The sequence below is a fragment of the Nonlabens xiamenensis genome (assembly GCF_003865345.1).
Lineage (GTDB): Bacteria > Bacteroidota > Bacteroidia > Flavobacteriales > Flavobacteriaceae > Nonlabens > Nonlabens xiamenensis.
Window position 1 is genome coordinate 54,196 of sequence record NZ_RMVE01000006.1, and the last position, 25,933, is coordinate 80,128.

A 25,933-nucleotide genomic window follows, 5' to 3' on the forward strand; every position below is an offset into this window, starting at 1 on the left:
AGAACGGATGTCTGTAACTGTTTTTAATAGCAACAAAATCGACACAACAAAACAACCAATGTTTTTCGGAGCACCCTTAGGGATGCAACAGTATGTGGATTATAAGTATCCAGACTTTGAAAGACTAACACAATCACAACTAGGATTCTTTTGGAGACCTGAGGAGGTATCTCTACAGAAGGATCGATCAGATTACAAAACACTAAACGATCAACAGAAGCATATCTATACTTCTAACCTTAAGTATCAAATCTTACTTGACAGTGTGCAGGGCAGAGGTCCTGGCATGGCATTCGCACCTTACTGTAGTCTTCCAGAATTGGAAGGTTGTATTGGTGTATGGAATTTCATGGAGCAGATTCATTCAAGATCCTATACACACATCATCAAGAATGTATACGCTGATCCATCAGAAGTATTTGATACAGTTTTAGATGACGAAAAGATTTTAGCTCGTGCCAAATCTGTTACAGGTGCATACGACGAATTCCTCGAAGCAGCAGGACAGTATGCAGACAGTAACTTCTGGAAACCAAGTTGGAAAGACAGTCCAACAACCCAGTGGACATTGCACGACCTCAAGAGAAAACTTTATAGGGCAGTTGCTAACGTCAACATCCTAGAAGGTATTCGTTTCTATGTTTCATTCGCATGCTCTTTCGCTTTCGGTGAGTTAAAACTCATGGAAGGGTCAGCAAAGATCATTGCATTGATTGCTAGAGATGAATCACAACATCTAAACATCACCCAAAAAATTCTCAAGAGATGGGATCAGGGTGACGATCCAGAGATGCAAGAGATTGCAAGAGAAGAAAGAGAAAACATCACACAAATGTTTATTGATGCTGTAGAAGAAGAGAAAGATTGGGCAACCTATCTGTTTTCTCAGGGCAGCATCATCGGTCTAAATGAAAGACTACTTACTCAGTATGTTGAGTGGACTGCAAACCGTCGTATGAAAGCGATTGGATTGACACCAGTCTTCGATCAACCTTTGAGCACTAACCCATTGCCATGGACAAACCATTGGTTGAATAGTAAGGGTCAGCAAAATGCTCCACAAGAGACTGAGATTGAGTCCTACATAGTAGGCGGTATCAAACAAGATGTTGGAAAAGAAACCTTCGCAGGATTTTCACTTTGAATTTCAGCACAGATGGGGCGGTGTCCCATCAGCAGTGCAACAATTTGAGGATTGGAGTAAGAAACAGAAGGGTATTTTTAGATTTATCCTTCTGAATTTTTGCCTACCTTGGTATGCAAAATGGTGGTTAGAATTTAAAGTCGATAAGACTATGCATGATGCTGATCAACAAATCGAAAACCTTGTTGATCAATGGAATGAGGAAGAAAAGAAACAAACCATCGTGGAAAGAACACCATCAGAAGTCGCAGGACTTGACAATCTCAGAATCACATCTTGGCCACCCCCTGACCAATGGTATACAGGACCACTTGAAGTTTTTGAGACAAGTCAAATCCCATCTCAAAAGACACAGGAGATTGCCGAATACCCCGATCCGTGGGAAGAGGCAACGTAAAGAAAAAGGTTAAGTTAAATCACTAACCTTGCTAAATAGATCAGGATATGGTAACATATCAGTATCGTTCATCCCTTAGGGGACGCAAGTAAGTCGCGGAACGGATCGTTCATCCTATGATACATCTAGTTGGAATCCTTGTAGCAAGTGTAACCTGTGCGGACATTGCTGAAAAGCTTGACCGAGTTAGGACACACCCAGATCTTACTCCCTTACAAAGGGTAGAGATCATAGAAATCTATGAGGTACATCTGACTGAGACCCTAGGTCTCGCATGCTCATGGGACGCAAACGACTAAAGGAACGGGCCTAAAAATCCAACTACTTTAGGAGTAAACTTATGACTATCATCACATATCGTGGCGTCAAGTATGACGCTGAGCAGTACAAGGCTAAGATCCTTGCAGAGGCTGACCAAAAAAGAAATCACGAGCTCATGTATCGTGGTATCAAGGTGAGCAAAAAACTTACGGTTGCGTAAGCATCTGCTGATATTTCAAAGGAGGGGTTGACACCCTCCTTTTTTTATGCCATTATATATCTGTTGCCTGATCAGCAACAAGGGAGTGACTGAATAACCCTGTTGGAAATAGGCGGGGTAAAGTGATGGCTTAGAGGTGGTGCTCGCTGTTGGGAACAACAGAACCCCGACCAAGGGAAGTCAGACAGTGTGATCCTAATTTCGCTTTAGCGATTCCTCACACTTGTTGGTATGAAGTAATCCAACCTCCCACCCTACAATAAATAACGATAACTATGAGGAGAGTCATGAAACTATTTTTAGACAGTAGCAATACTGAAGTTGTGCATGACGCAGTTGCAACTGGATTGATTGATGGTGTAACTACCAACCCTTCGTTGATGATGAAAGAAGGTAAGGATCCAAGGGATGTTATCTTGCAGATTTGTAATATGTTTGGATGGACAGCATCTGTTTCTGCAGAAGTAGTCGGAGAGACAGCAGAAGAGATGCTTAATATGGCAGATGATTATATTGACATCCACCCCAGTGTAACTATTAAACTACCCCTCACACCCGAGGGTCTTAAGGCATGCAAAGAGTTGTCGGAGGATGGTATCTCCACTAACGTGACTCTTTGTTTCTCAGTCTCACAAGCAATCCTTGCTGCGAAGGCAGGTGCTACTTATGTGTCACCTTTCGTTGGTAGACTGAATGATAATTCTGTGTCAGGTGTTGAGTTGATTAGAGCAATCTCTGATGTATACAGACGACATGATGTAAACACAGAGATCCTTGCTGCATCCATTAGGGACGTGCATCAAGTTGGTAGATGCTTTGCAGTTGGTGCAAACATCTGCACTATTCCACCTACAGTCTTCAACAAGATGTATAATCATGTGTTGACTGATAAAGGTTTGGAGCAATTTAATTCTGACTGGGCAACCTTACAAGACAAACTATCATGAATTACGATAAGGTAAAACTTATTGCACACAATCTTAAACTCCTCGCAGAGAGTTTGGAAGATGCTATTAAGGAAGATGTTGATGCATATAAACCTATTGTCTCCGATCACTACACACTCAAGGAAGGTATGTCGTATAGATACAATGGAGATGATGATGGTGACCCTGATTGAAACCCCAGAGTGCTAAAGCAAAAGGAAGAAACTTTCAAAAGTGGGTAAGAGAAATGCTCATTGAGCATCGTGACGTCCACCCTGAGGACATTGAGTCTAGAAGTATGGGTGCAGGTGGCGAAGATCTTATCATGGCAAGAGCAGCAAGAGAAAAGTTTCCCTTCTCTATTGAATGTAAAAATGTAGAGAAACTTAATGTATATGATGCATACGATCAAGCGTGTGCAAACGCAGGTGACCACACACCTGCTCTTTTTATGAAGAAAAATAGGAAGAAGGCACTAGTCGTGTTGGATGCCGAGTGGTTTATTAAGCATTTTAACCCTTGACAGATGGACAGAGACCATATATACTTACGAGAGTTACACTACCGAATCATGGCACCCATCGAATTCGTAGACTCAGTTGAGTTTCTTATTGATAAATTGCACTACCTTATTGAGGAAGGCAAAACCGAGGAGGCAGAGACGGTAGCAAAGCAGATCCGAGAGCTTGAAGAAGCATGATGGAATTCCCATTCCGAGTCCCGATCTGCACCTATGAGATTGAAGACTGGACAGAGAAGAAAGAAACTATCAAACTACCAGACCCTAACGAAAAACATTTGGATCAGGGTGTGGAGGTCTATACAGATTTTTTTGAGTGGGATCATGCGGGTATCCTACCACCATATGCTGACTCAGTATTTGATGCAGCAGCGATACCTATTAACAAATTTAAAAAGAGTGGTTGTATGGGACGCAATCATATGATGGAGATCTCATCCATGTGGTTTGAGTCTCAGTTTGCATCACACAAACATCGTGTCCACAATCATGGTATGTATGGATGGTCATCTGTTTTATACTATGACTTCGATCCAAACATTCATCAACCTACTACTTTCTATTCACCCTTCCACGACTTTAGGGATGGCAACTTGATGTCCTATGTGCCACCAGTTAAGGAAGGGTCTATTGTGTTCTTTCCTGCTGCACTACATCATGAGGCACCACCGAATAGATCACCAGTCAAACGGACAATCATATCTTTTAACATCAAAGGACATGTAGACAAAACTAAAAAGGTAATATGAAATTCTTTACAGGTGATGACTTTCAATTAAATACAAACTTAGAATTTATCAAAGAAGAAGTAAACGGTAGACCGATCGTTTACATTGATAACATATATAAAAATCCAGACAGGGTGGTAGAGTATCTACAAAACTGTCCTATTATTTCACACAAACCACAAGATCCTCAGGCAGCAAATGGTGTTGAGTTTTTTGATGGTAGACAAGCAATTACAGAAGCATATGATCGACAATGGTTTGACATACACAGGGAAGCCTCCACCTTACTAGGCATCTCACAGAATACATACTTTCAAGGAGGTTGCATGTTTAATATGACCATGTTAAACTCCTTGCCTAAGGGTCATTGGTTTCCCCATACTGACCCCCACTGCATCAACGGACTAGTTTATCTCAACAAGTGTAACGATTATGGACCAGGCACATCTTTCTACAATTCCTTCAACTACAACGGAGGAGGTGAGCACTTCAACCCATGGTGTGACGATGCAGATGAAACCCACTGTATACTAGATCGATATAACTGTGCTGTCTTTTTCAATGGAGACATCTATCATTCCATGAGACTGGTAGGTAACACCTTCATAGACAGACCACGGTTTACTGAGGTACATTTCCTCACTTATTGATTCAGTAGCTCAGTGGATAGAGCAACTGTCTTCTAAACAGTCGGTCGTTGGTTCGAATCCAACCTGAGTCGTTGGGCTTTATGCCCATGTTACAACAGAATAGGAGTCTACTTATGACTGTACAGAAGCGTTTCGCCGATTGTTTGTCCGTCCTTAGGTCAGCAGTAAACGGTGAGGTAGAATTGGACACGGAGTATCCATCTCTTTTCCAAGCACTATGTCGGTTTTATGCCGATAAACGCCACGTCCATTTCTGGGGTATTGACGTTGAAGAAGATTATGCAATTTTAATTGACCACCTTAATGATGATTTGATTTATGGATGACGAGAGGTATATTGTATACAGAGATTTGTTTCCTAAGCACGTTGCTGTGGACTGGGAAGCAGTATTGATGTATGTAAATGCCACACTCAATGACCCTACAGGTTATTGTCATTGTATAAGTGACGGAGGACCGCCTTCTTATATGTCTAAATGGAGAAGGGGGAGTGCTGCTCCTCCTTCTTTTACTATGGCTCGTAGAGAGTTTGAAGAATGGGCAGGACACGAGTGTCAAAACATGGATGTCTATGTGTCATACTTCGCACCTGCTGATACATTCGGCAGGCATAATGATCAGGAGAATGTCCTCATCATTGGTGTCAAAGGAAGGACATCATATAGATTCGATACTAACGCATGCGAAACATGCCTAGCAGATATCGTTACAATTAATCCTGGCGATGCTCTATACATACCCAAAGGGATGTATCATGAGGCATCCCCCAAATCTCCTAGAGCAATCTTTAGTTATAGAGTAGATGTTAAAGCCTGAGATAACAACATACAAGAATAAAATCTGCACCAAAGATAGTGATTTTATCTGGGGTGACTTCATCAGTGATGAAGCAGTCTCAGAGATTGTAAACTTCTACAGGCATCAACAATTCCTACCTTACATTGAAGGTCAACTCATGGAGGAAGGACAGGTAAAAACAAACAAAGAATTTAAAGATTCTCGTGACCTGCATGTGCCATTCCAAGCAGCAGTCATGCATTGTGAGAAGTATCTCGTTGAATTGCAAAGGATTTTAGAGTTATACATGGATAGGTTTCCTTTCTGTGAGTTATCTGACTTCCGTATCAACGAGCCACTCTCTATACAATGGTATCCTAAGGGTGGTGGTTTTAAACTCTGGCACACTGAGAGATCTAACTGCCTACCAAGCAATGTGTATAGACACCTTGTCTTCATGACATACCTAAACGATGTGCCCGACGGTGGCACCGAGTGGTTTCACCAAGACAAGTATGTCCCTGCACAGAAGGGATACACAGTCATCTGGCCTAGTGATTGGACACACTTCCATAGAGGTAGAGTGTCAGACACGAAGGAGAAGATGATTATTACAGGATGGTTTTCTTTTCAATAAAACTAATGTATCAACCAGACTTCGACACACAAGATGAAAAATGGAATAGGGGACTCGATCTCTTTATTGAGTCTCTCCATGAGCCTGATCCTAAACTTAGAGGGTGTGCACACAATCAGAAATGTTTTAATGAGTTGATGTGGATCAGACAATATATGATTGATTACTGTCGGACTCTAAGAAGATGAGGTTTGCAGGCATCACACTCATTGTGACACTTATATTAGTGTCCATGGCTATATGGGAAAGTGGCATCATTAACGGTAGAATACCTATACAATGACACATGACCCTATGACTGAAGCAAAGGTAATCCTAGACAGATTTCCATACCGTTACGTTGAGTGCGGTAAACTAGAAATCAATGGCATGCCTGATTATCGCATTCTCAAATACAATGAGATCACTGGTCGTTATCAGACCATGTATTACCTTGACAATTCGATACAGTTAGACTATTGTATCGAGGATCCCGAATACACCAAGTGGTTAGACCCAGACCCTGAGGTCGCTGCATACGGTGGACTTAAAGGGGATCATGTTGTATCACCTTACATTTAATGGCATACGCAAACGAATTTCATGACGCTGTGGCAGCAGTTAAAACTGCCTTCAAGTGGGCACTCGATAATGATGTCGATGACCAGACTACTGGTGAGTTGTGGAGACATTATCAGGGATTGAAGACAATCTCTGCTTCACAGAAACCAGTAGAAACTTTTGGAGTAGATTTCGGTGACCTAAACGTCGGGATCGATAGCGATTACTACGGTGCAGCAGGCACTGTGCCGATCCAAGGAGGAGCAGGTTCGGATGTCATCACATTTGGGGCTTGACAGAAATTTAATCTTTCCTATATAATTATGTAACATAACTTAATAAAGTAAAGTTTTATGACTGTTATTACTGAAGACCGTGGTCGCCAAAACATGTTTGCAAAGGAACCACCTATGCAAGTCATGGATGTTTCCGTCACACACAACGAGAAAGCAGAATTGTTGAATGGTCGTCTTGCTATGCTTGGCATCCTCTCAGCAGTAATTTCATATGCATTCTCTGGAAGCATTTTCTTTTTTGGTGCTTTCGGCATCTAACCTCAACAACTAACAACACTATAGGAGCAATTCTCATGACCCCAGAAGCAGAAAGATTTAACGGATGGGCAGCAATGCTTGGATTTATCGCAGCAGTTGGTGCTTACACATTTACAGGACAAATTATTCCTGGTATTTTCTAATGACAAATAAAGTAGCAGCAATCGAACCACAGAAAAAAGTGGCAGAGACATGGAATGGAAGACTTGCTATGCTCGGTCTAATCGCAGCAGCAACATCTGACATTCTTACAGGACATATGTTTTTCGGTATCTTCTAATGTCTGATGCAATGTCCCAAACGTATCATGATGTAATGGAAGTCTACAAGCAACCCATGTCCGTTAAGGTTATCCCTAACGTCCTACGCTTCGCAGCGTGGGGATCTACATTCTTGTTTGCGGTGGGACTTTCACAAGTTGCATATGCATGATACTATATACAATAGCGTAACTAATAATTATGAATATCCCGAGTGTCGAATTTATCTTCGTCCGTCAAAAGGACTGTAACGATAAAGCATTTGGTTTTGACAAAGTAAACTCGGTGGACTTACTAGGTAAGGGCAAGCATGTAGTGTTTGCTCTACCTGGTGCTTTCACTCCCACATGCACCCAATTCCAACTCCCTTCTTACGAAGCAAGTTATAACAACTTCAAAGAAGAAGGTGTAGATGAAGTTTGGTGTATTTCTGTGAACGATGGATTCGTAATGAATGCATGGCAGAAAGAGTTAGGTATTGAGAAGGTGAAGTTGATTCCCGATGGCAATGCCATGTGGACTGGACTAATGAATCAACTGGTCACCAAAAATGACAAGGGTTTTGGACTCCGCTCATGGAGATACGCATGTGTCATCGAAGACGGTGTGATTACCAAAATGTTTGAAGAGCCTGGTAAAGTAGATGACACGGATGAGGATCCTTACGAGGTATCCTATCCAGAAAATGTTGTCAACTGGATCAGGACTGGTGAAACTTTTTAAGTTAGAAATCTATGATGGTAGCGAATGGTTACCTCTAAACAACTATCGACACCTTTCTAAAGCAAAAGCAAACTTTCTCTACTACCTAAGTCAACTGATGTGCGTTAAACTAGGTAGAGATATTTCCTTTACCGTAAGAATTGCAGAAGATGACTAACGACTTCTCCTCCGACTGGCGATACAATGATGGAAACATGCATGCTCGCCAGTTTTGTTTGAACGCATTTGTCTATGCTAAGATTCCCTTGACCAGAGACGTCTATGAATTCTGTGCTCTGTATATTAGTCAAGGACTTTTTCAAAAACACCTCGACTCCATGAAGGAGGGTGGGGGGTTTCATGAAAAGGCAATCCACGATGAAATTTTAACTTGTTATCATAAGTATGGTCAGGAATTTTTAGGCATGCCCGACCCTCTCATTTGATACTTGACAGAATCCACCAAAAGCCTATATACTAAGAAGCGTGTTGATCCCAACACCATGTAACGGTTTCGTTACACATACTCCTCCCTTTAACCGAGACCTGTGGGGAGGTTAAGCAAGTCTCTAATACCTTTACCTGAGGGTGGTAGAGGAATAATCTAACAGTGTCCCCTGCACTATTACTATACCCTTTTTTCAATGACTACACTTTCACGTCGCAATAGTGGCGAGTTGCTCCAAGGATGGGAGCAGTTTTGCCAGTGGGTCACCAATACAAACAACAGAATTTACGTTGGTTGGTTTGGTGTGCTCATGATTCCATGTCTGCTCACTGCTGCAGCATGTTTTATCGTTGCATTTATTGCAGCACCACCTGTCGATATCGACGGTATCCGCGAACCAGTAGCAGGATCTCTACTCTATGGAAACAACATCATCTCAGGAGCAGTCGTCCCAAGCTCAAACGCAATCGGACTACACTTCTACCCAATCTGGGAAGCAGCAACAGTTGACGAATGGCTCTACAACGGAGGACCATACCAACTCGTTGTATTCCACTTCCTTATCGGTATCTCAGCTTACATGGGACGCCAATGGGAACTTAGTTACAGACTAGGCATGCGTCCTTGGATCTGTGTTGCATACTCTGCACCAGTATCTGCAGCGATGGCAGTTTTCCTCGTCTATCCATTCGGTCAAGGATCTTTCTCTGATGGTATGCCTCTTGGCATTTCAGGTACATTCAACTTTATGTTTGTATTCCAAGCAGAGCACAACATTCTAATGCACCCATTCCATATGCTTGGAGTAGCAGGTGTGTTTGGTGGATCTCTTTTCTCAGCAATGCACGGAAGTCTTGTTACTTCTTCACTTGTTAGAGAGACAACCGAAAACGAATCACAAAACTACGGTTACAAATTCGGACAAGAAGAAGAGACATACAACATTGTAGCTGCACACGGTTACTTTGGTCGTCTTATCTTCCAGTATGCATCTTTCAATAACTCAAGAAGTCTTCACTTCTTCCTTGCAGCATTCCCAGTTGTTTGCATCTGGTTTACTGCAATGGGTGTTTGCACAATGGCATTCAACCTTAACGGTTTCAACTTCAACCAGTCTGTCCTAGACAATGGCGGTAGAGTGATTCCTACATGGGGAGATATCCTTAACCGTGCTAACCTAGGTATGGAAGTAATGCACGAGCGTAACGCTCACAACTTCCCACTTGACCTTGCTGCTGCAGAGACAACTCAGGTTGCTCTTACTGCACCATCAATCGGTTAATGGTTACCTGAGGAGCACAAGGTCAAATGACTCAATTTCTATTAAAGAATGCAGGTTATCTACCCATCTTTGAATTCTTATTCTTTGTTGCAGTAGGTATCACTTTAGGACCAGTCCTAACTTAAACTAGGCATTTCTTTTTATTACGATCGGGGGCAGAAATGCCCCCTTTTTTAATAAATAATGGTAGAATCTGGAGGTAGAAAGATGAACCTAAGTCATCTTTATTATGAAATCCTACATGGAGTAGCATATGAAGAATCTACTTTCTTACAATCAATTAGAAGCATGGCATCCTTTTGAGCCCAATCACAACAGGGTATCTCGCGAGGACGATTACTACGAGTGCATGATTGAGTGTAATGATACGAGGTCAGCGTGCAAACGAATCTGTAAGGAGGTGTTGGAGTAGACAGCGTAACAAGTAAACCTAATTTAAGTTAAGACTCTTGCTTCCACAAGGGTCTTTTTTTATGTTATAATTAGTAGGTAATGCGTGAGCATAATATGAATAAGTTTATTGCTACAGCAGTGGGTCTCTCACTTGGTGTCGCAACTTGTGCAATGGCAAAACCCACCAAAGGTTTCTTTACATATGACGCAATGGGGTGTATGCTATTGAAGGAGTGCACTGAAGACGTCGAGAGGGTATACTCAACCAGAGATCTTAAGAAGAGGTTTCCATATCAGTCTTGGGATCCTGTCCAGTATGAGTTTGATAGCATGGTCAATTCCCTAGAGAAACTTGGGATCCATGTCCACATCGCAAGTCCAAAGTATTTCCCACCAGGTCACAGAGGTGTATATCATACTGTCAGTAATCATTTCTATTTGAATGAAGCATATGTCAGTCGTCCTCATGTATTGATGGCAGTAGTCAGACATGAAGGTTGGCATGCTGCACAAGACTGCATGGCAGGGACGCTAGATAATACATTCCTTGCTATTATTATGGATGAGGAAAAGGTGCCAGATCTCTGGGCAGACATGGCAACTAAAACATACTTCCAGAATCCTAAGGCAATCCCATGGGAGAAGGAAGCATTCTGGGCAGGACATACTGAAGGTATGACACAAAAAGCACTTGAAGTATGTGCATCAGGCAAACCCATGTGGGAAGTATATCAACCTACTCCACTTACTAAGAAATGGTTGAAAGAAAACAATTACATTAAAGAATGAGTTATCTAGTACATCCCTTACCACCTAGAAAGGTGTGGGTAAAGAAAGAGTATCTCTATGATCTAGAAAAAGGTCATGGTGAGATTACACCTGGTATTTGGATTTCTGTGAGGAGTATCCAAGCGAAGGCACTATATTTTGAGACACTATTGACTGACTATGGTGCACTCTTTGACAAGTTACCACTCAGTGCATTTGTATGGAAGGAGGATTATGATAAAGATAATCAACTCCCATTGGATGTATTAGAGTTATGGGATTGCTTTGATTATAATATTACAGTGGTCGAGAAACCTATTCTTGGTCGCTGTAGTTTCTTTGGCAAGGATAGGAAGATGCATCCTGGCGAGTATGAGTTTACTATTGACACAGCACACCCTGACTTCTCTGTGTTAGATACTAATTTCTCAGAGCATGATCCAGAGCATAAGACATTTAATATTATTGCACTAGACAACGGACAGTTTGCTGCACAACCTAACAACAGATGTCAATTCTTTGACAATAGTCTGGTAAATAATGATGCACTACTGCAACCTGACTTCAAAGTCTGCACACAAAACTATGCTGTAGAAACACTACCTAAATGGTGGTCGGTTGGACACACAGATGAGTGGGCATATAAGACTATGGAAGAGGAAATAAATAACAAAGAAGATAGCTAGATTTAATGGCAACGGATCCAAGATGTTACGGAGGTAGTTACTCTGCTGACATCCCGCAACTACAGCCTAATGCACTAGATGCTGCTAACCCTAGAGACGTTACGCAGTACACTCCTAGTGGTCCTCGTTTGAATGTACGGGCATCGGATCCTATTATTGGTGCTGACGGTAGATGCTATGGTCCTTATAGATCAGAAACACTACAACCTAACCCATTAGATTCTTCTAATCCAGTTAGGATTACACTGATCTCACCACCTCCACCTCCTAGCAGTGGTCTTCCAACCTATGATAACCCTGCAGATAATCCTGCTAATAGATGTTACGGTCCTGTCCCTCTACCTAACTCGATAGACCGAGGCACCTCACCTGACCTACCAACACCACCTACACCACCTGCACCTACTGAGCAGGACATAGATCCTAGAGCAGTCATTAGATCTCTAGTCGGAAGATGTTACCCACCAAGGGGAATAGATGCAGGTATCAGTGATGTAGTGCCAGACGCACCAGAGGTTGATATCCCTAGTCTTCCTGCTGAGGGAGGAGTAGACTTTTTGTGTGAGTTATATCCTTACCTACCATTCTGTCCAGAGTGTGAGAAATATGCTGAAGATCCTAGGACTTGTGTAGAGTTTCCTATCAAGTTACCTGTCATCCCAGAAGATGAGCCACCCCCACCTACAATCGGGTCAGGTGATAAGGACTGCTCAAAACTTTGGAAGTTACAGAGAGATAATCTAGTAAGAGATCTTGGTGACGGTCAATGGGAAAGGACTGACACTAAGGAAGTATTCTATTGTCCACCTGAGCCTACTAATAGTGGATGGGGTAAGTGTGTAGAGCAAGCACTTGAATGTTTATTCAAACCATATGTGGATGGTGCATGGCAACCACCCTCACAAGATTGTGTTACCTTCTATCCTAGAGGATACAACGGTAACATCAAGACGTTTTGTATTGCCAACTGTTATCCAAAAAGAGTTGGTATCTATGAGTATGTGACTACCAAGGGTAAAGCACTTGCATTCAAACCATTCAGTAGTGGTTTCCACAATCTACTAGGTGTAACCACAAACTATGATGGGACATGGAATGGATTAAAGATTGATAATCCTGGCGGTAATAAGATATTTAATAGTGCAGGCACTAGGACATTCTCTACGACATTTGGTAGTGCTGATATCACTGTCAACATAGAAGTATACGATGACAATGGTGAGTTTGATTCTAGATGGTATGCCACATACACTGGGGAGTTACCTGCTGTAGGACAGGAGGTTGGTGTAACCTTTACTGGTGACCTTGATACTTTTGATGTTAGATTCTATGTGCTAGAAGGTAATAAAGAGGGCACTAACCATGACTATGGATTTGAATCTACAGCACCTGCAGGATATACACTGACATCATCTGAGCCTGTATTCTATTTGCATGAGCAGAAGAAGGATGACAGATCAGTTGCAGTATACAAATACTATTCCAACAAAAGAAAAGACACACTACTAACAATCAAACCAGGTCAACCTGATACTGATGGTGAAGGTGAGAGAGCATTCTTATCTGCAGGAGAGTATGGATTTGTAGAGATCTTAGGATGGGCATATGAGGATCCTGCTGCTGTAGCACCTCACCTAGGTAAGAAAGAAAAGGCAAGGAAGTTACACAGATACTATGACAAGCTATTTTCAACCGCCGAGGTAACATTCAATGGCCAGACTATTGTTGTTACTGGTGGCAGTGCAGACTTTACTATCTACTACAGTTGGAAAGACTCTCCTAGTAGTGTAGGAGTGCACTGTGATTCCTTTACTATATTGGGTGAGACATTCACTCGTGTTGGAGAAAGAGGATCAAAAACTGTACGGTTTACTGACGTAGCAGCAGGCACATATAATATTACTTTCTCGAATCTACACCCTCGTAACAATAACTTCAGTGATAGGATTTATAATAATGGAAAGGCAATCTGTTTGTTAGATGGTGCTCATCCTGATTGCAACGGGACGATCAAGATTTCACGGGAGGATAAGTCCAACACTGGTGGTAATGAGATGGATAACCATTTCTATTCTATCCGTAAGCAAACAGTGCAAGAGCCACCTACTAAGGACTCAAACAAAAACTATTATCAGATTCCACATGACGTCATGAATATGTTGGTCATCAACATTGACGTGGAAAAAGGTAAGGCAGGGTATAGAAATACCTTGATGGCATATATTGAAACAGATGGTGTCCCAAGATGGGCACAACTTTTAATCTATGATGCAACCAATGAGACAGGTCTATCACAGCATGTGATACCTCTCACTGTCCTTCAACAATATAAGGGTGGCAACATAGGATTCATGCTTGTATCGAATGGTGCTCAACTCAATAGTTATAGCGTGGGTGATACATTTACAAACTTTGTTGAGCAAGGTATAGGATACAGAATCAACGGTGTGTCAACCTCAGAATCTAATTATGTTTTATTCTCTAATGATCAACTCAACCCAGAAGGATCTATCAGTAACAGTAGAGACTATACAGTATGGAAGGGTGAGCACTGGCAGTGGTGGGAAGATTTAGTTAATGGTGATAGTGACTTTGATGACTGTAAATTCTGGCATGAAGTCCTATGGCAAGGTGGATCTACACAGTATGAGGGTATCGAATGTTATGTGTGGGGTGAAGATAGACCTACACCTGTAGTTAAACCTTTGCTGCAGAAGAATAGTTGTGATCCAAGACTGTTTAAGAATGCACTCAAGGATGTCTTACTCATGAGATCTGACTGTGGATCTGAGGTGATTGATGTCACAGGAGATAGTGCTACGGTCACATGTGGTAAGTGTGTAGGTGAGTATCTATTCCAAGTTAATAGGACACAGAAGACTGTAATAGAAAACGCAGGTAAATTCTCATTGCGTAGCATGGGTGGTATCACTCAGGGTCTTGCAGGTGACTGCACAGTATTCAAACTGAAACTGTTTAAGAATAATGTAGAGATCTGGTCAGAGAAGTTTAAAGCAGGTAACTGGCCTGAGATTGGTGTCAAGTTGCATAGTGAAGACTTCTTTGCTGTAGAGAAGGGAGACAAAATAAAATTCAAAGTTGCTGAGATCACACGAGGTCCTGCGTTTGGTAGTGTCACACCTAAGATTGGTATCCTTGATGAGGAGTCATATCTCTTTGAGAGCTCCTTCTCTATGCGTCTACAAACGCAGTCAGGAGACTCTAGGTCTATTCCATACCCCTCGACTGTCAATCCAGAAGCGGAAGCAGCAAAGGGTGTCGGTGGTGAGATCACAGGATTTGACATGTGCTACTTGTATAACCTAGAAGACAGGCAGAAGAATTCAGAGATCGAAGAATTCCAAAGATGGTATAAGGTATGGGAGAATCAGAATGCAGTAAACATGGATTCTGGTAGTGAGATACATGATCATGGTGAATACCCACGTTACCATCACTGGACATCATCAGGAGGATCTAACTATCGTAATGAATTATCACAACGTGGATGGGATGGTAGTGACAGGTATGCATACATTGATACCTATGGATTTAAAGAGAATGATAAGGGACAACACTACAATTCACTCCTCACCAGAATGCTATTCAAGGATGGCAATACAGGTCCGATGTATAAAAATAATCTAGGTCCATCTAGTGAGATACGCAGGCATATACAAAGCAACACACACTATGCTAGACTGTCTAAGTATTCGGACTCAGCATTCTCATGGTGGGATCCAGATATGTCTGGCGACATCAACTCATCAGACACCCAATGGATTATTGACAATCTATACAGTGGTATGCAACAGAATCCTGAGCAGACCACAGACTATGAGCCAGGTTATTTCATTCAAGACTATTGGTTAGTCCCAGAGGATGATGGTAACCAAGACTATGGTATCGGTGCCAACACCGCTAAGATCAGAGTCGGCATCAGTTTCTGGGCAAAGAATGAAGGGTATAGTAGCAGAGGAAACAAGCGGATTACGAATTATTATGCTACAATAGAATTGCTTGAAGTCCTAGACTGGGGTGACGGATATGGAGAGGGTCAGGAATTTACATTCTACTGGCCACCTAAGTATACTGATCGTGTCTTAGATTATTCTACAGACAATAACGTGTCACCTTACTCTCCTGTAATTTCATCTCATAGATCAAACTCCAATACATACAATCCCCAAAGTAAAAAGATACCATCAGAGGTGCAGATCAAATACGAGCCTACTGGTAGAGGGTATAGGGACACTAAGAGACCTGTCTATGATGCATTCTTCCAAGAATCACATAACAAAGAGTCTATGTATTGGTTTATAGATAAGAAAGAATACAGGGATCGAGTAACCTTTAAAGTAAGGATCAACGGAGTACAGTAATGAATGGATTTGGTGACCAACCTGGTCGTAAAAGACATAAGGATTGGGCAGACAAAACAATACAGAAGACAACCAAAGAGTTGAAACTTCTGCGTGAAGTCATCGAAAGGTATAAGGACGATCCACAAGGTCGTCATAAGATGCTTAAGAAGATGAGAAGGTATTGGAATAGTAACATCAACACTATCAAGGATCTCGATATGAAACCGACAGGTAAAAACATTGTTGACGAACTGAGAGAAATCCCCTATGATAAGATCGTGGATGACTACCGCAAGGAAGTCGGAATCGACTCACCTAAACAGGAGAAGGCAGTCTCCGAGCAAAGAGCAGATGAAATTCGTCAGTATCTAGAGGGAGAATGAAGGTCGCAGTGATAGGCAGAGGAAGTGGTGGTCTAATCACCGCCATGAATCTGCTAACCTACAACTTAAAAGTTGATGTATATTATGACCCAGAGACCTCCCAACTACCTGTTGGTGAGTCAACCACACCTCAGTTTGCATCTCTGATTGAATGCACGTTGGGTTTAACCATCGATGATCTTATATCCTTGGGACTTGCTTCCTACAAGAAGGGTATTGAGTTTGTTGATTGGGGTAACACACCGCATTTCTTTCACAAGTTTTTGCATAGAGATGCAATTCACTTCTACACTAAAACTCTCAACCCATTTCTACAAGAGAATCTAGAGAAGTATAAAGGAGTAAAGTTTATTGGAAGACGTATTCGAGATCTTCAAACTATTTGTAATGAATATGATTTTGTAATAAACTGCTCAGGTGCTCTCAATAATTATAGAAAAGAGATTGACATACCATGTGTCAATAGTGTATTATATTTCGATGATCATAAAATTCATGGTCATCCAGAGTATACCTATCATAAAGCACACGAGTATGGATGGAAGTTTAGTCTTCCATTTCCTAACCAACGTATCTCTAGGACTGGTTACCTTTATCACAGGGAATACCAATCACATGTAGATGCTGAGGTTGTATACTCACATGGAGACCTCTACGAATGGACTCCATCGTATGCACCTGATATGATTGTCAACAATAGGTTGGCACTCAACGGTAACGCTTTGCTTTTCTTTGAGCCATTACAAGCACTTTCGCTTTTACATTATGATATGGTCGCAAAAAGAATCTGCGACTATTTGGTTAATGGCCAGACATCAGAAGAGAAATTGCTAGGCAATCTCTGGTATCGCAGAATGGTAGAGGCATACATTGATGCCCTTGCTTTCCACTACCAATACGGTAGTGCATACAATTCTGGATACTGGGAAAAGGTCAGCAAAAAAAGTGTCACAAGGGTCGCACACAAGTGGTGGAATGATGGTAGACTCATCAAGTCAGTTGCGGAAAAGAGTATGGGAGACCTGTCTCAGCATCCTGACTTTTACTATGCACCAGATCACACCCACATCTTTGGTATCACTTGCATGGAGCAACTCTATGCAGGTTTGTCAGGGGATCGTGATTTATGAATAGTATAAATACCCATTGTAACTAACTGTTACAATCAACGTTAAACATAAAGGTAAAAACAAAAATGATTAAAACTGCAATCGCATCTCTTGCTGCTGCTGCAGCCGTAGCGGCTCCATCTGCATCCTTTGCAGGACCATACATTAATGTGGAGGCAAACTCTGCTTGGACTGGTTCTAATTACACTGGCACCACAACCGATCTTCATATTGGTTACGAAGGACAAGTAGGAGTGGCATCTTACTACGTCCAAGGGGGACCAGCAATCGTCAAACCTGACGGTGGCGACACTTCAACTGACTTCTCTGGTAAGGCAGGTCTTGGACTTCCACTTTCTGAGTCCGTTGATCTCTACTCCGAGGTCTCATTCCTTTCTGCAGACAATGCAGACAATGGATATGGTGGCAAGTTGGGTGTAAAATATGCTTTCTAATTGAGGAAGGATATATAAAACATACAGGGGTCTCTGACCCCTTTCTTTTTTTATTAACTATGGCAAAGACTCCTCCATCAACGACAATCTATACAAGAAATGGTTGTCCTTATTGCACAAAGATCAAAGAAGTGTATAATATGAATCGATGGAGTTACAACGAGATGAAACTCGATGTAAACTTCGACCGCAATCAATTCTATGCAGAGTTTGGTATGGGGTCTACCTTCCCACAGGTAATCATTGGTGGGCAAAAAGTCGGTGGTTGCACCGATGCTGTAAAACACTTGAGAGAAGGACGATTCCTCTAATGAAACTCAGAAACGCTAACGAATTGTATGAATTGATCGAGAGATCGATTGATGAAGCATTCGAGAAAAGACGTTTCCTATTTAACATGTATGGGTATCTAAAAGGAGCAAAGTATACTCGACGAGAGGTTACTGAGTTTATAGAATCACCCACTGCCAACTCACTTAATGAAACCATCCTAGATCTGGATTCATATATCAAGGGAGGAGATAAAGTATTGCGAGAAGCATACGGACACATCCCTAAACCAGAAGCAAGAAAGATCAGGAAGTATCTCTATGGCATCCTTGAAGATGCATGGAAATACGAGAGGGACAGGAGACCTGGTAGGAAGACAAAAAAAGTTACTAAATAAAGCTAAGCAGTCAAGGAGGCAATCCAATGGGATCAGAATTTACTTTTCTTTATGTTGCCTTCTTCCTCACGATCGGAAGTTTTCTTGTTGGTTTCCTAGTATCATGGAATATCAAAGCAGCGTTTGATGAGTGGCAAGAAAAAGCAGATTATGCTAGAATCGTTATGCATCCTGAGATGTATGATGCAGACGGCAACTTTGTAGAGGATGATCTCTTTTACTTGCGTTTGACTGAGGAAGATGATACAATTACTGACACTGATGATTAATCATGGCACAAAAACTTATGATTTGTGAGGTCTTACAAAAGACCCACTCTGCTAAGACAAAGGCAGAGAAGATTAAAATTCTTCGTGATAACAATAGTCAGGCACTACGCACCTTATTCATTATCAACTTTGATAGTAGTGTGGTGCCTCGTGTGCCTCTGGGGGAAGACGTCCCTTACACTCCTAACGAAGCACCGTTGGGGACAGAGCATACTAATCTGATTGTAGAAGCAAAGAAGTTTTATTATTTCTTCAAGGGGGGAGCAGACAAACTTCCTAACATGAAGGTAGAGAATATGTTTATTCAAATGTTGGAGGGTCTCTATAAAGATGACGCAGTTGCATTTGTAAAGGCAGTTAATAAGTCTCTACATAAGAAGTATCGCATCACTGAAGCTGTGGTGAAAGAAGCATTTCCAGAAATCAAATGGGGTAATAGATCTTGAGCGTCTATATTGATCCAAGAAAAACAAAGAAGGTAGAAGAAAAAGCAGCACCTACTCCTACAGCAGAGGAGTGGATGGAGAAGGTACAAAGAATGGACAACGAAGAGCTAGGTCGTAAGATCGTAGCAGGATTCGGTGCATTGTTTATATCTCCTCTTGTTTTTATGTTCTTTTGGAATTGGATCATGCCTGCGATGTTTGGTCTCCCTGTCTTGAGTTACTTGAAAGCATTTGGATTACTAGTAATGGCACGTCTAATTTTTAAGCATGACTAATAAAGTATGTTTGGTCAGCGTCACACCAGACGCAGAAAAGACCATGGGATATATTGCACGAGTAAGCAATCCTAAGAATCAAGATAATCCTAAGGTAGAAAAACTTCTATCTTATTGTGTGAAGCATCAACACTGGTCTGTATTTGAGCAGGCACACATGACCCTTGAGATTAATACTACAAGGGCAATCGCAGCTCAAATCTTGAGGCATAGATCATTTACATATCAAGAGTTCTCACAACGGTATGCATCGTTTGAGGGTGAGATCCCTGTCCCTGATCTTAGGTCACAAGACGATAAGAATAGACAGAATAGTATTGATGATGTGCCACAAGAGGAGAAGTATTTCCTACAAGGTAGAATCGCACAGTATTTTAATGAAGGTCTCGATTTATACAATGAGTTATTGAGACACGGTATTGCTAAGGAATGTGCTAGAATGGTATTGCCTTTGGCAACTCCAACAAAAATTTACATGACTGGATCAGTCCGATCATGGATTCATTATATTGATTTGAGGTCTGCCCATGGCACACAAAAAGAGCACATGGACATTGCAAATGCTTGTAAGAAAGTATTCATGTGTCAATTCCCTATCGTCTCTAAAGCACTTGACTGGTGCGAAGACTGTGGGTGTCCCGAAGGATGGGACGATCTCCAACCATGTTTGAGGATAGATTAATGCCAACTTACAACGTAGTGAATAAAGAAACAGGTGAAAAGAAAGAATTTCACATGACTATGGTAGAATATACAAAGTGGAGGGAGGACAATCCCGAATGGGATAAGGACTGGCAGGCAGGTGTCGCAGGCACAACCTACGGCAAACCTAAACAGTCTGATGGTTTTAAAGAAGTCATGTCTAAAGTCCAAGCAGCACACCCCAAAGCAAACCTTAGTAGATACACCTAATGCCAAGAGCAAAGAAGTCACTAGCAAACATCCCAACAAAGGTCTTACGAAGGAAGAAACCAATCAATCTTGAGCACCTTAAAACCATAGATCCTCTCACAGAGAATCAAGAGAAGATCTGGAAGGCATATGGTGAGGGACAAAACCTAGTGCTCCATGGTGCAGCAGGGACAGGTAAGACATTCATTTCATTGTATCTTGCACTGAAACAATGCCTTGACCCTGCATCAAAGTATGAAAAGGTTTACATGGTAAGATCACTAGTGCCCACAAGGGAGATTGGTTTCTTGCCAGGTGATCACGAAGACAAATCAAACCTATACCAAATCCCATACAAAAATATGGTGAAGTATATGTTTGAGATGCCTGATGACAATAGTTTTGAAGCATTGTATTCTAACCTTAGAGCACAAGAAACTATTTCATTCTGGTCAACCTCTTTTATTAGAGGCACCACATTTGACAACTCTATCATTCTTGTTGATGAGTTTTCAAACTTAAACTTCCACGAGTTAGATTCAATCATCACTCGTGTTGGTGAGGACTGCAAAATTATTTTTTGTGGTGATTACTTTCAGTCAGATTTGACTAGATCTAACGAGAGAGAAGGTATCCTAGACTTCCTTAGAATCCTCAAGCAAATGCCATCCTTTACATGTGTAGAGTTTGGAATTGATGACATTGTAAGGTCAGGTCTTGTCAAAGAGTATCTTGTTAGTAAAATACAACTCGGATATTAATTAGTATGTTTAATTATGTGGGATCTCCCAAGGAGATCTGTGAATTAGAGTCACGCACCTTAGAGCGAGGTAGATTCTATAAACTTGACGATGTATGGGTGCCATCTGTTACTACAGTTATCGGTCACCAATCTAAGGCAGGTATTCTTGAGTGGCAAAAACGTGTGGGTTTCCACGAGGCAGAGAAGATTCGTATGAAATCTTCTTGGAGAGGCACCAAGTATCACAACCTAGTAGAAAAGTATTTACGCAATGAAGATGTTGAAAACCGTACGGAAGGCGAGGGTCTTACCTCGTACCTTTTTAGGTCTGCTCGTAAGGATCTTGATCGGATTACTAATATTCACCTTATTGAAGCCCCTTTATTTTCTCGCAATCTATATCTCGCTGGCCGTGTTGATTGCCTTGCTGAGTTTGATGGCGAACTTGCTGTAATTGATTTCAAAACCACAAGGGAATTGAAGAAACCTGAGTGGTTGGAAAACTATTTCGTGCAGTGTAGTGCGTATGCTTACATGTATTACGAGCACACTGGCATAGAGGTTGACAAACTTGTTACAATATCTGTATCAGAGTCTGGCGAGATGCAAGTCGAGCAGAGATATGATAAAGAGAAGTATGTTAACAAACTTCTTGATTACATTAAAGAATACAGAGAGTATATCGAATCTCGTCAATGAAAGATACTTTTCTAGGCATACCATTCTTTCGTTTCTATTATCCTGGTGATGTAGAGAAGGTTGCATACGAATTAGAAAACTTAAAGTGGAAACGTAATGATTTCAACTGGATCTGGGCAGGCATTAATGAGCGTGGCACAGGTGAGCAGTTGCATGACCTACCACAGTTTGCTGATCTGTTTGCATGGATGAATGAGTGTCTAGAGGAAGTAAGAAAAGAGATTGCACCTAACGCTACCTCTCTAAAGTTTGTATCGTCTTGGGCAAACAAGAATGATCCTACAGATTATTTCTTTGATCACACGCATCCTAATTGTTTTCTGAGCAGTAATTACTATGCGTCTGGTCTACCACAAGACAAAACGGTTTGGCTTTTGCCAAATCCATGGTATAGTAATACTAACATCTCACCTTTCGGAGATTATACTGATCCAAAATATCATCTAGTGCATGAGGAGCCAACAGAAGCAGGTAAGTTTATCTGTTTTCCTCCTACTATAAGACACTACGCACAACCTAACACCACTAATGGACCCCGCATGACTATCGCAGCAAATGCATTTCCCTCAGGTCTCATTGAATCTGGTGGAGTCTCACGCATGTATGTGGAGGTCACCAAATGAATGACATTGAAAAAGAATTTATGACACAAGGAAAATTTACTTCACTAGTAGAGACCCTTGTCAAAGAAAGTGAAGGACTGCTAAATTATATTGAAGCAGTCACTACAGTATGTGAAGAGTATGGTATAGAGATTGAAGTTGTTAACAAATTGATCTCTCGTCCACTCAAAGATAAAATTAAATGGGATGCCCAACAATTAAACTACGTTAAACGCACCTCTAGAGGTGTCCTCCCCCTATGACAGAAGATTTTTTCCACAGCGATCAAGTGAGAGAATCACTTGAAGATATTCAAACAACCTATACTGAATTGCTCAAGATGTCTGCAGGATTTGCAGAGTATGACATCAAGAAAAGAGTAGAGCATATAGATAAGACCTTAGATCTAATCGCAAAACAGAAAGTATTCTATGCACGATTAGCACTAGCATCACATGAAGAAGGTGCTGATGAGGCAATCGATTTTATTAAAGATAGAGTTGATACGATGTCCATGAAGACCACAGGTGGCATGGATCTCATGTCTGTGCTACAAGTAATGGAAGATAAATTGTTAGGTTGGAAGAAGGAGTTAAAGAATGCCGAATCCTGAGCAACTATGGGAAGACATGAAGCGTCTCAACGATGTCATGGAGGAATTGATGTGGGATCCTGACGACGAGATTATTTTTAGTCACAACGGTAAGGATATCATCATCAAGAATCGCACACAATCCCTTGACAAGGGATAAATAGTATGTCACCATAAATGGTGGCAACAAATGCCAAAATACAAACACGGAGAATACAAGATGTCATTTGCATCACTCAAGAAAGCCTCAGGGTCATCCTTTGCAAAACTTACAAAGGAGATTGAAAAACTACAAAAACCTGCAGGCAGTGCTCAAGTTGATGAGCGTCTATGGAAACCAACTCTCGACAAGAGCGGTAATGGGTATGCTGTTATTCGATTCCTTCCAGAGCCTGATGGGGAAGACCTTCCTTGGGCACAGGTTTGGAGTCATGCCTTCCAAGGTCCTGGTGGATGGTATATCGAAAACAGTTTGACAACACTTGGACAAAAGGATCCTGTCTCTGACCTCAACCGTGAGTTGTGGAATAGTGGCAACGATTCTGATAAAGAAATTGCTAGAAAGCAGAAGCGTAAACTCTCATACTACAGCAACATCTATGTTGTTAAGGATGAAATGAATCCTGAGAATGAGGGCAAGGTCTTCCTCTACAAGTATGGTAAGAAGATTCATGACAAGATCGTCGCTGCTGCACAACCTGAGTTTGAAGACGAGCAAGCAATCAATCCATTTGATCTTTGGAAAGGTGCTGACTTCCGTCTGAAGATCTGTAAGGTTGCAGGTTTCTGGAATTATGATAAGAGTGGGTTTGCTAACCCATCTACTCTAGGTAAGATGACTGACGATGAGTTGGAAGCAGTTTGGAAACAATCTTATAGTCTTAAGGACTTCACTAATCAGTCACAGTTTAAGACCTATGAAGAGTTGGAGACACGTCTCAATTCTGTGCTGAAGGTTACACCTAAGCGTCCTGACCCTGAGACTTACGAAGCAGAAGACACTTCACAAAGTGTCCCTGATCTTCGCACAGGGTTTGGAGATAAGGTAGAATCATTACAGAAGGATGAGGATGTAGATCTCTCCTACTTTGCAAAACTAGCGGAAGAAGACTAAATGAAGTCAATGTTAACTGCCATGACACTGTTGAGTGTCATCTCCACTCCAACTGCTGCTCTCGCACACCACAACGGATCAATCAGTCCTTATACTGGTGAGCGTGAGTATCGTGGGTGGTCTGGATCTCGCTCTCGCAAATGCTATGAGCAACGATACAAGGAAGTATATATTCCTGGTACCTCACAGAGTCCTGGTTACGTTGACTACAAACGCAAGACTGTCCCTGTCCCTTGCTATGGAGATAGGTATTGGAGACCAAGACCTAACCCTCCTATCAGAGGCATTCCAGTCCCTGATCCTGCACCACAGGAAGACAACAATGATTGCTCACAAGGTGCCGTCTTAGGCGGTATCCTTGGTGGCGGTATTGCAGGTGGGATCTCTGAATCAGATGCTTATATCTGGTCTATCCCTCTTGGTATCGTTAGCGGTGCTATCGTAGGTTGTGAAGCAGACGGTGGTTGATGAAGGAGTTTGACTATGATCTCGATTACAAAACTCTTGACTTTACAGATGCAGAAACTCGGATGCTTTATCGCATTGGAAGGGGGGAGCAAGGAGTTTTACTGGTACGCCCTTATACTAACGACATATGTGCTCATTGGAGATTTAAGACTCCAGAGATTGCAGTAAAGTCTGCTAATAAAATCTTCGCTATGTATCTAGACTATAGAGATAGCGAAGACTTTATAGGCATGGATATGTGTCGTAAGTTTTTGGAGATGGGTTTTACTAGGTCAAGACGATACGCTAATCACAAGACAGGAAAGAAATATGATAAAGAAGGTAACGTAAGACCCCAAGATCCAGATCATTTGACTAATCAATATGCTCAGTCTGCTAAAATATTTAAACAAGTTAGAGATATTGTTGCAAAGAATGATACATATAAACAGATGAGAAAGGAGTGGCGGTCACATGAGTGACGTACATTTTAAGAAACACCGTGTGTTTAGAGAAACAGACGGTGTTATTTTTTATGACATATCAGTAGAGGAATCTACTGCTGCTGACTTGGTAGTGCACACAGGACCTGCTGTATCACCACCACCTGATTGTGTAGGAGGGAAGCAATTTTATATACATTCCTTTCAAGACGACTACAACAGAGTGGTGTCAGGCACCAGAGTGTTTGAATTAGTTAACGAGCAATGGGAATTCCCATACCATATTGTGCATCTTGATGTGCATAGTGGTGCGTTGATTATACCTCGTGGCACATTCCATAGATCAGAGTCAGGAAAAGAAGGAAGCATCGTTATCAACCAAGCAAAGAGGTATGATGGTTTTAATCCTGACGCAGAGTTTTACCCTGTATCATGTGCAGAGTGTATGAAACTATATAATATATTGAAACATGAAAAACCTGTTATCCACAGATTAGGTGAATGAAACCAGTAGAATCTTACGAGCAACTCATACAACGTTT

At 41.6% G+C, this 25,933-nt stretch carries 42 protein-coding genes and 1 tRNA gene; all 43 read left to right on the forward strand.

Features of this window, described 5'->3' with window-relative positions:
- The first annotated feature begins 58 nt into the window (after positions 1-58).
- The 43 genes from nrdB to EGM47_RS14985 all read left to right on the forward strand — a co-directional run bounded on the left by nrdB (position 59) and on the right by EGM47_RS14985 (position 25,896).
- The gene (gene nrdB / locus EGM47_RS14780; RefSeq protein WP_240642492.1) at positions 59-1,144 is read left to right on the forward strand and encodes a class Ia ribonucleoside-diphosphate reductase subunit beta; all 1,086 of its coding nucleotides are present in this window, start codon (positions 59-61) and stop codon (positions 1,142-1,144) included.
- The gene (locus EGM47_RS14785) at positions 1,107-1,541 is read left to right on the forward strand and encodes a hypothetical protein (protein ID WP_124981609.1); all 435 of its coding nucleotides are present in this window, start codon (positions 1,107-1,109) and stop codon (positions 1,539-1,541) included. Before nrdB ends, EGM47_RS14785 begins: the two co-directional genes overlap by 38 nt.
- Before the next feature lie 116 nt (positions 1,542-1,657).
- Entirely contained in the window at positions 1,658-1,840 is a 183-nt protein-coding gene (locus EGM47_RS14790) for a hypothetical protein (protein WP_124981610.1), read from the forward strand.
- Between the two features lie 41 nt (positions 1,841-1,881).
- The gene (locus EGM47_RS14795; protein WP_124981611.1) at positions 1,882-2,022 is read left to right on the forward strand and encodes a DUF4278 domain-containing protein; all 141 of its coding nucleotides are present in this window, start codon (positions 1,882-1,884) and stop codon (positions 2,020-2,022) included.
- Between the two features lie 287 nt (positions 2,023-2,309).
- A complete protein-coding gene (locus tag EGM47_RS14800) occupies positions 2,310-2,969 on the forward strand; it encodes a transaldolase family protein (RefSeq protein ID WP_124981612.1) in 660 nt (219 codons plus the stop codon).
- Positions 2,966-3,142 (forward strand): hypothetical protein, encoded by a 177-nt coding sequence (locus EGM47_RS16390; RefSeq protein WP_164510916.1) that lies wholly within the window; start codon positions 2,966-2,968, stop codon positions 3,140-3,142. Before EGM47_RS14800 ends, EGM47_RS16390 begins: the two co-directional genes overlap by 4 nt.
- Positions 3,143-3,195: 53 nt before the next feature.
- Positions 3,196-3,471, forward strand: a complete 276-nt coding sequence (locus EGM47_RS14805; RefSeq protein WP_206052194.1) for a hypothetical protein — start codon at positions 3,196-3,198, stop codon at positions 3,469-3,471.
- A gap of 3 nt (positions 3,472-3,474) precedes the next feature.
- Positions 3,475-3,648, forward strand: a complete 174-nt coding sequence (locus EGM47_RS16395; protein WP_164510917.1) for a hypothetical protein — start codon at positions 3,475-3,477, stop codon at positions 3,646-3,648.
- Positions 3,645-4,217, forward strand: a complete 573-nt coding sequence (locus EGM47_RS14810; protein ID WP_124981614.1) for a putative 2OG-Fe(II) oxygenase — start codon at positions 3,645-3,647, stop codon at positions 4,215-4,217. The genes EGM47_RS16395 and EGM47_RS14810 overlap by 4 nt, the downstream gene beginning before the upstream one ends.
- A complete protein-coding gene (locus EGM47_RS14815; RefSeq protein WP_124981615.1) occupies positions 4,214-4,846 on the forward strand; it encodes a hypothetical protein in 633 nt (210 codons plus the stop codon). The genes EGM47_RS14810 and EGM47_RS14815 overlap by 4 nt, the downstream gene beginning before the upstream one ends.
- Positions 4,845-4,917, forward strand: a tRNA-Arg gene (locus tag EGM47_RS14820). Before EGM47_RS14815 ends, EGM47_RS14820 begins: the two co-directional genes overlap by 2 nt.
- Positions 4,918-4,959: 42 nt before the next feature.
- Complete coding sequence (locus EGM47_RS14825; RefSeq protein ID WP_124981616.1) at positions 4,960-5,172, forward strand: hypothetical protein; 213 nt, start codon at positions 4,960-4,962, stop codon at positions 5,170-5,172.
- Positions 5,165-5,662, forward strand: coding sequence for a JmjC domain-containing protein (locus tag EGM47_RS14830; RefSeq protein WP_124981617.1), 498 nt, complete (start codon positions 5,165-5,167; stop codon positions 5,660-5,662). The genes EGM47_RS14825 and EGM47_RS14830 overlap by 8 nt, the downstream gene beginning before the upstream one ends.
- Positions 5,649-6,260, forward strand: coding sequence for a 2OG-Fe(II) oxygenase (locus tag EGM47_RS14835; protein ID WP_124981618.1), 612 nt, complete (start codon positions 5,649-5,651; stop codon positions 6,258-6,260). The genes EGM47_RS14830 and EGM47_RS14835 overlap by 14 nt, the downstream gene beginning before the upstream one ends.
- A gap of 294 nt (positions 6,261-6,554) precedes the next feature.
- The gene (locus EGM47_RS14845; protein ID WP_124981726.1) at positions 6,555-6,821 is read left to right on the forward strand and encodes a hypothetical protein; all 267 of its coding nucleotides are present in this window, start codon (positions 6,555-6,557) and stop codon (positions 6,819-6,821) included.
- Positions 6,821-7,096 carry a hypothetical protein gene (locus EGM47_RS14850; protein WP_124981620.1) on the forward strand — a complete coding sequence of 92 codons (276 nt, stop codon included), beginning with the start codon at positions 6,821-6,823 and terminating at the stop codon, positions 7,094-7,096. The genes EGM47_RS14845 and EGM47_RS14850 overlap by 1 nt, the downstream gene beginning before the upstream one ends.
- Positions 7,097-7,153: 57 nt before the next feature.
- Positions 7,154-7,354 carry a chlorophyll a/b-binding protein gene (locus EGM47_RS14855; protein WP_124981621.1) on the forward strand — a complete coding sequence of 67 codons (201 nt, stop codon included), beginning with the start codon at positions 7,154-7,156 and terminating at the stop codon, positions 7,352-7,354.
- Positions 7,355-7,496: 142 nt separating this feature from the next.
- Positions 7,497-7,634, forward strand: a complete 138-nt coding sequence (locus EGM47_RS16660; RefSeq protein WP_124981623.1) for a chlorophyll a/b-binding protein — start codon at positions 7,497-7,499, stop codon at positions 7,632-7,634.
- Positions 7,635-7,815: 181 nt separating this feature from the next.
- Positions 7,816-8,337 carry a redoxin family protein gene (locus tag EGM47_RS14870; RefSeq protein ID WP_124981624.1) on the forward strand — a complete coding sequence of 174 codons (522 nt, stop codon included), beginning with the start codon at positions 7,816-7,818 and terminating at the stop codon, positions 8,335-8,337.
- Between the two features lie 623 nt (positions 8,338-8,960).
- Positions 8,961-10,046 carry a photosystem II q(b) protein gene (gene psbA, locus EGM47_RS14875; protein ID WP_124981625.1) on the forward strand — a complete coding sequence of 362 codons (1,086 nt, stop codon included), beginning with the start codon at positions 8,961-8,963 and terminating at the stop codon, positions 10,044-10,046.
- Positions 10,047-10,538: 492 nt separating this feature from the next.
- A complete protein-coding gene (locus EGM47_RS14880; protein WP_206052195.1) occupies positions 10,539-11,228 on the forward strand; it encodes a hypothetical protein in 690 nt (229 codons plus the stop codon).
- Complete coding sequence (locus EGM47_RS14885) at positions 11,225-11,893, forward strand: hypothetical protein (RefSeq protein WP_124981626.1); 669 nt, start codon at positions 11,225-11,227, stop codon at positions 11,891-11,893. Before EGM47_RS14880 ends, EGM47_RS14885 begins: the two co-directional genes overlap by 4 nt.
- 5 nt (positions 11,894-11,898) lie before the next feature.
- Positions 11,899-16,275, forward strand: coding sequence for a DUF4114 domain-containing protein (locus EGM47_RS14890; protein ID WP_124981627.1), 4,377 nt, complete (start codon positions 11,899-11,901; stop codon positions 16,273-16,275).
- On the forward strand, positions 16,275-16,640 hold the full coding sequence (locus EGM47_RS14895) for a hypothetical protein (protein WP_124981628.1): 366 nt from the start codon (positions 16,275-16,277) through the stop codon (positions 16,638-16,640). The genes EGM47_RS14890 and EGM47_RS14895 overlap by 1 nt, the downstream gene beginning before the upstream one ends.
- Positions 16,637-17,770: a tryptophan 7-halogenase gene (locus tag EGM47_RS14900; protein WP_124981629.1), complete on the forward strand. Its 1,134-nt coding sequence runs from the start codon at positions 16,637-16,639 to the stop codon at positions 17,768-17,770. The genes EGM47_RS14895 and EGM47_RS14900 overlap by 4 nt, the downstream gene beginning before the upstream one ends.
- Positions 17,771-17,835: 65 nt before the next feature.
- Positions 17,836-18,204, forward strand: coding sequence for a hypothetical protein (locus tag EGM47_RS14905; RefSeq protein WP_124981630.1), 369 nt, complete (start codon positions 17,836-17,838; stop codon positions 18,202-18,204).
- Between the two features lie 59 nt (positions 18,205-18,263).
- A complete protein-coding gene (locus EGM47_RS14910; RefSeq protein ID WP_124981631.1) occupies positions 18,264-18,515 on the forward strand; it encodes a glutaredoxin domain-containing protein in 252 nt (83 codons plus the stop codon).
- A complete protein-coding gene (locus tag EGM47_RS14915; protein WP_124981632.1) occupies positions 18,515-18,871 on the forward strand; it encodes a hypothetical protein in 357 nt (118 codons plus the stop codon). Before EGM47_RS14910 ends, EGM47_RS14915 begins: the two co-directional genes overlap by 1 nt.
- A 26-nt stretch (positions 18,872-18,897) precedes the next feature.
- Positions 18,898-19,140 (forward strand): DUF2973 domain-containing protein, encoded by a 243-nt coding sequence (locus EGM47_RS14920; RefSeq protein ID WP_124981633.1) that lies wholly within the window; start codon positions 18,898-18,900, stop codon positions 19,138-19,140.
- 17 nt (positions 19,141-19,157) lie between these two features.
- Positions 19,158-19,586 (forward strand): DUF6433 family protein, encoded by a 429-nt coding sequence (locus tag EGM47_RS14925; RefSeq protein ID WP_206052196.1) that lies wholly within the window; start codon positions 19,158-19,160, stop codon positions 19,584-19,586.
- Positions 19,583-19,861: a hypothetical protein gene (locus EGM47_RS14930; protein WP_124981635.1), complete on the forward strand. Its 279-nt coding sequence runs from the start codon at positions 19,583-19,585 to the stop codon at positions 19,859-19,861. The genes EGM47_RS14925 and EGM47_RS14930 overlap by 4 nt, the downstream gene beginning before the upstream one ends.
- Positions 19,854-20,543, forward strand: a complete 690-nt coding sequence (gene thyX, locus EGM47_RS14935; RefSeq protein ID WP_124981636.1) for an FAD-dependent thymidylate synthase — start codon at positions 19,854-19,856, stop codon at positions 20,541-20,543. Before EGM47_RS14930 ends, thyX begins: the two co-directional genes overlap by 8 nt.
- Positions 20,543-20,773, forward strand: coding sequence for a hypothetical protein (locus tag EGM47_RS14940; protein WP_124981637.1), 231 nt, complete (start codon positions 20,543-20,545; stop codon positions 20,771-20,773). The genes thyX and EGM47_RS14940 overlap by 1 nt, the downstream gene beginning before the upstream one ends.
- Entirely contained in the window at positions 20,773-21,513 is a 741-nt protein-coding gene (locus EGM47_RS14945; protein ID WP_124981638.1) for a PhoH family protein, read from the forward strand. Before EGM47_RS14940 ends, EGM47_RS14945 begins: the two co-directional genes overlap by 1 nt.
- Before the next feature lie 17 nt (positions 21,514-21,530).
- Positions 21,531-22,193: a PD-(D/E)XK nuclease family protein gene (locus EGM47_RS14950; RefSeq protein ID WP_206052197.1), complete on the forward strand. Its 663-nt coding sequence runs from the start codon at positions 21,531-21,533 to the stop codon at positions 22,191-22,193.
- The gene (locus EGM47_RS14955) at positions 22,190-22,816 is read left to right on the forward strand and encodes a putative 2OG-Fe(II) oxygenase (RefSeq protein WP_124981640.1); all 627 of its coding nucleotides are present in this window, start codon (positions 22,190-22,192) and stop codon (positions 22,814-22,816) included. Before EGM47_RS14950 ends, EGM47_RS14955 begins: the two co-directional genes overlap by 4 nt.
- Positions 22,817-22,836: 20 nt before the next feature.
- Positions 22,837-23,058, forward strand: a complete 222-nt coding sequence (locus tag EGM47_RS14960) for a late promoter transcription accessory protein (protein ID WP_206052198.1) — start codon at positions 22,837-22,839, stop codon at positions 23,056-23,058.
- Positions 23,055-23,408 (forward strand): DUF1825 family protein, encoded by a 354-nt coding sequence (locus tag EGM47_RS14965; RefSeq protein ID WP_124981642.1) that lies wholly within the window; start codon positions 23,055-23,057, stop codon positions 23,406-23,408. The genes EGM47_RS14960 and EGM47_RS14965 overlap by 4 nt, the downstream gene beginning before the upstream one ends.
- Positions 23,395-23,547 (forward strand): DUF7191 family protein, encoded by a 153-nt coding sequence (locus EGM47_RS16400; RefSeq protein WP_164510918.1) that lies wholly within the window; start codon positions 23,395-23,397, stop codon positions 23,545-23,547. The genes EGM47_RS14965 and EGM47_RS16400 overlap by 14 nt, the downstream gene beginning before the upstream one ends.
- Before the next feature lie 30 nt (positions 23,548-23,577).
- Positions 23,578-24,501, forward strand: coding sequence for a hypothetical protein (locus EGM47_RS14970; protein ID WP_206052200.1), 924 nt, complete (start codon positions 23,578-23,580; stop codon positions 24,499-24,501).
- The gene (locus tag EGM47_RS14975; RefSeq protein WP_124981643.1) at positions 24,502-24,969 is read left to right on the forward strand and encodes a hypothetical protein; all 468 of its coding nucleotides are present in this window, start codon (positions 24,502-24,504) and stop codon (positions 24,967-24,969) included.
- Positions 24,969-25,430, forward strand: coding sequence for a DUF4385 domain-containing protein (locus EGM47_RS14980; protein ID WP_124981644.1), 462 nt, complete (start codon positions 24,969-24,971; stop codon positions 25,428-25,430). Before EGM47_RS14975 ends, EGM47_RS14980 begins: the two co-directional genes overlap by 1 nt.
- On the forward strand, positions 25,423-25,896 hold the full coding sequence (locus tag EGM47_RS14985) for a hypothetical protein (protein WP_124981645.1): 474 nt from the start codon (positions 25,423-25,425) through the stop codon (positions 25,894-25,896). The genes EGM47_RS14980 and EGM47_RS14985 overlap by 8 nt, the downstream gene beginning before the upstream one ends.
- Positions 25,897-25,933 lie beyond the last annotated feature (37 nt).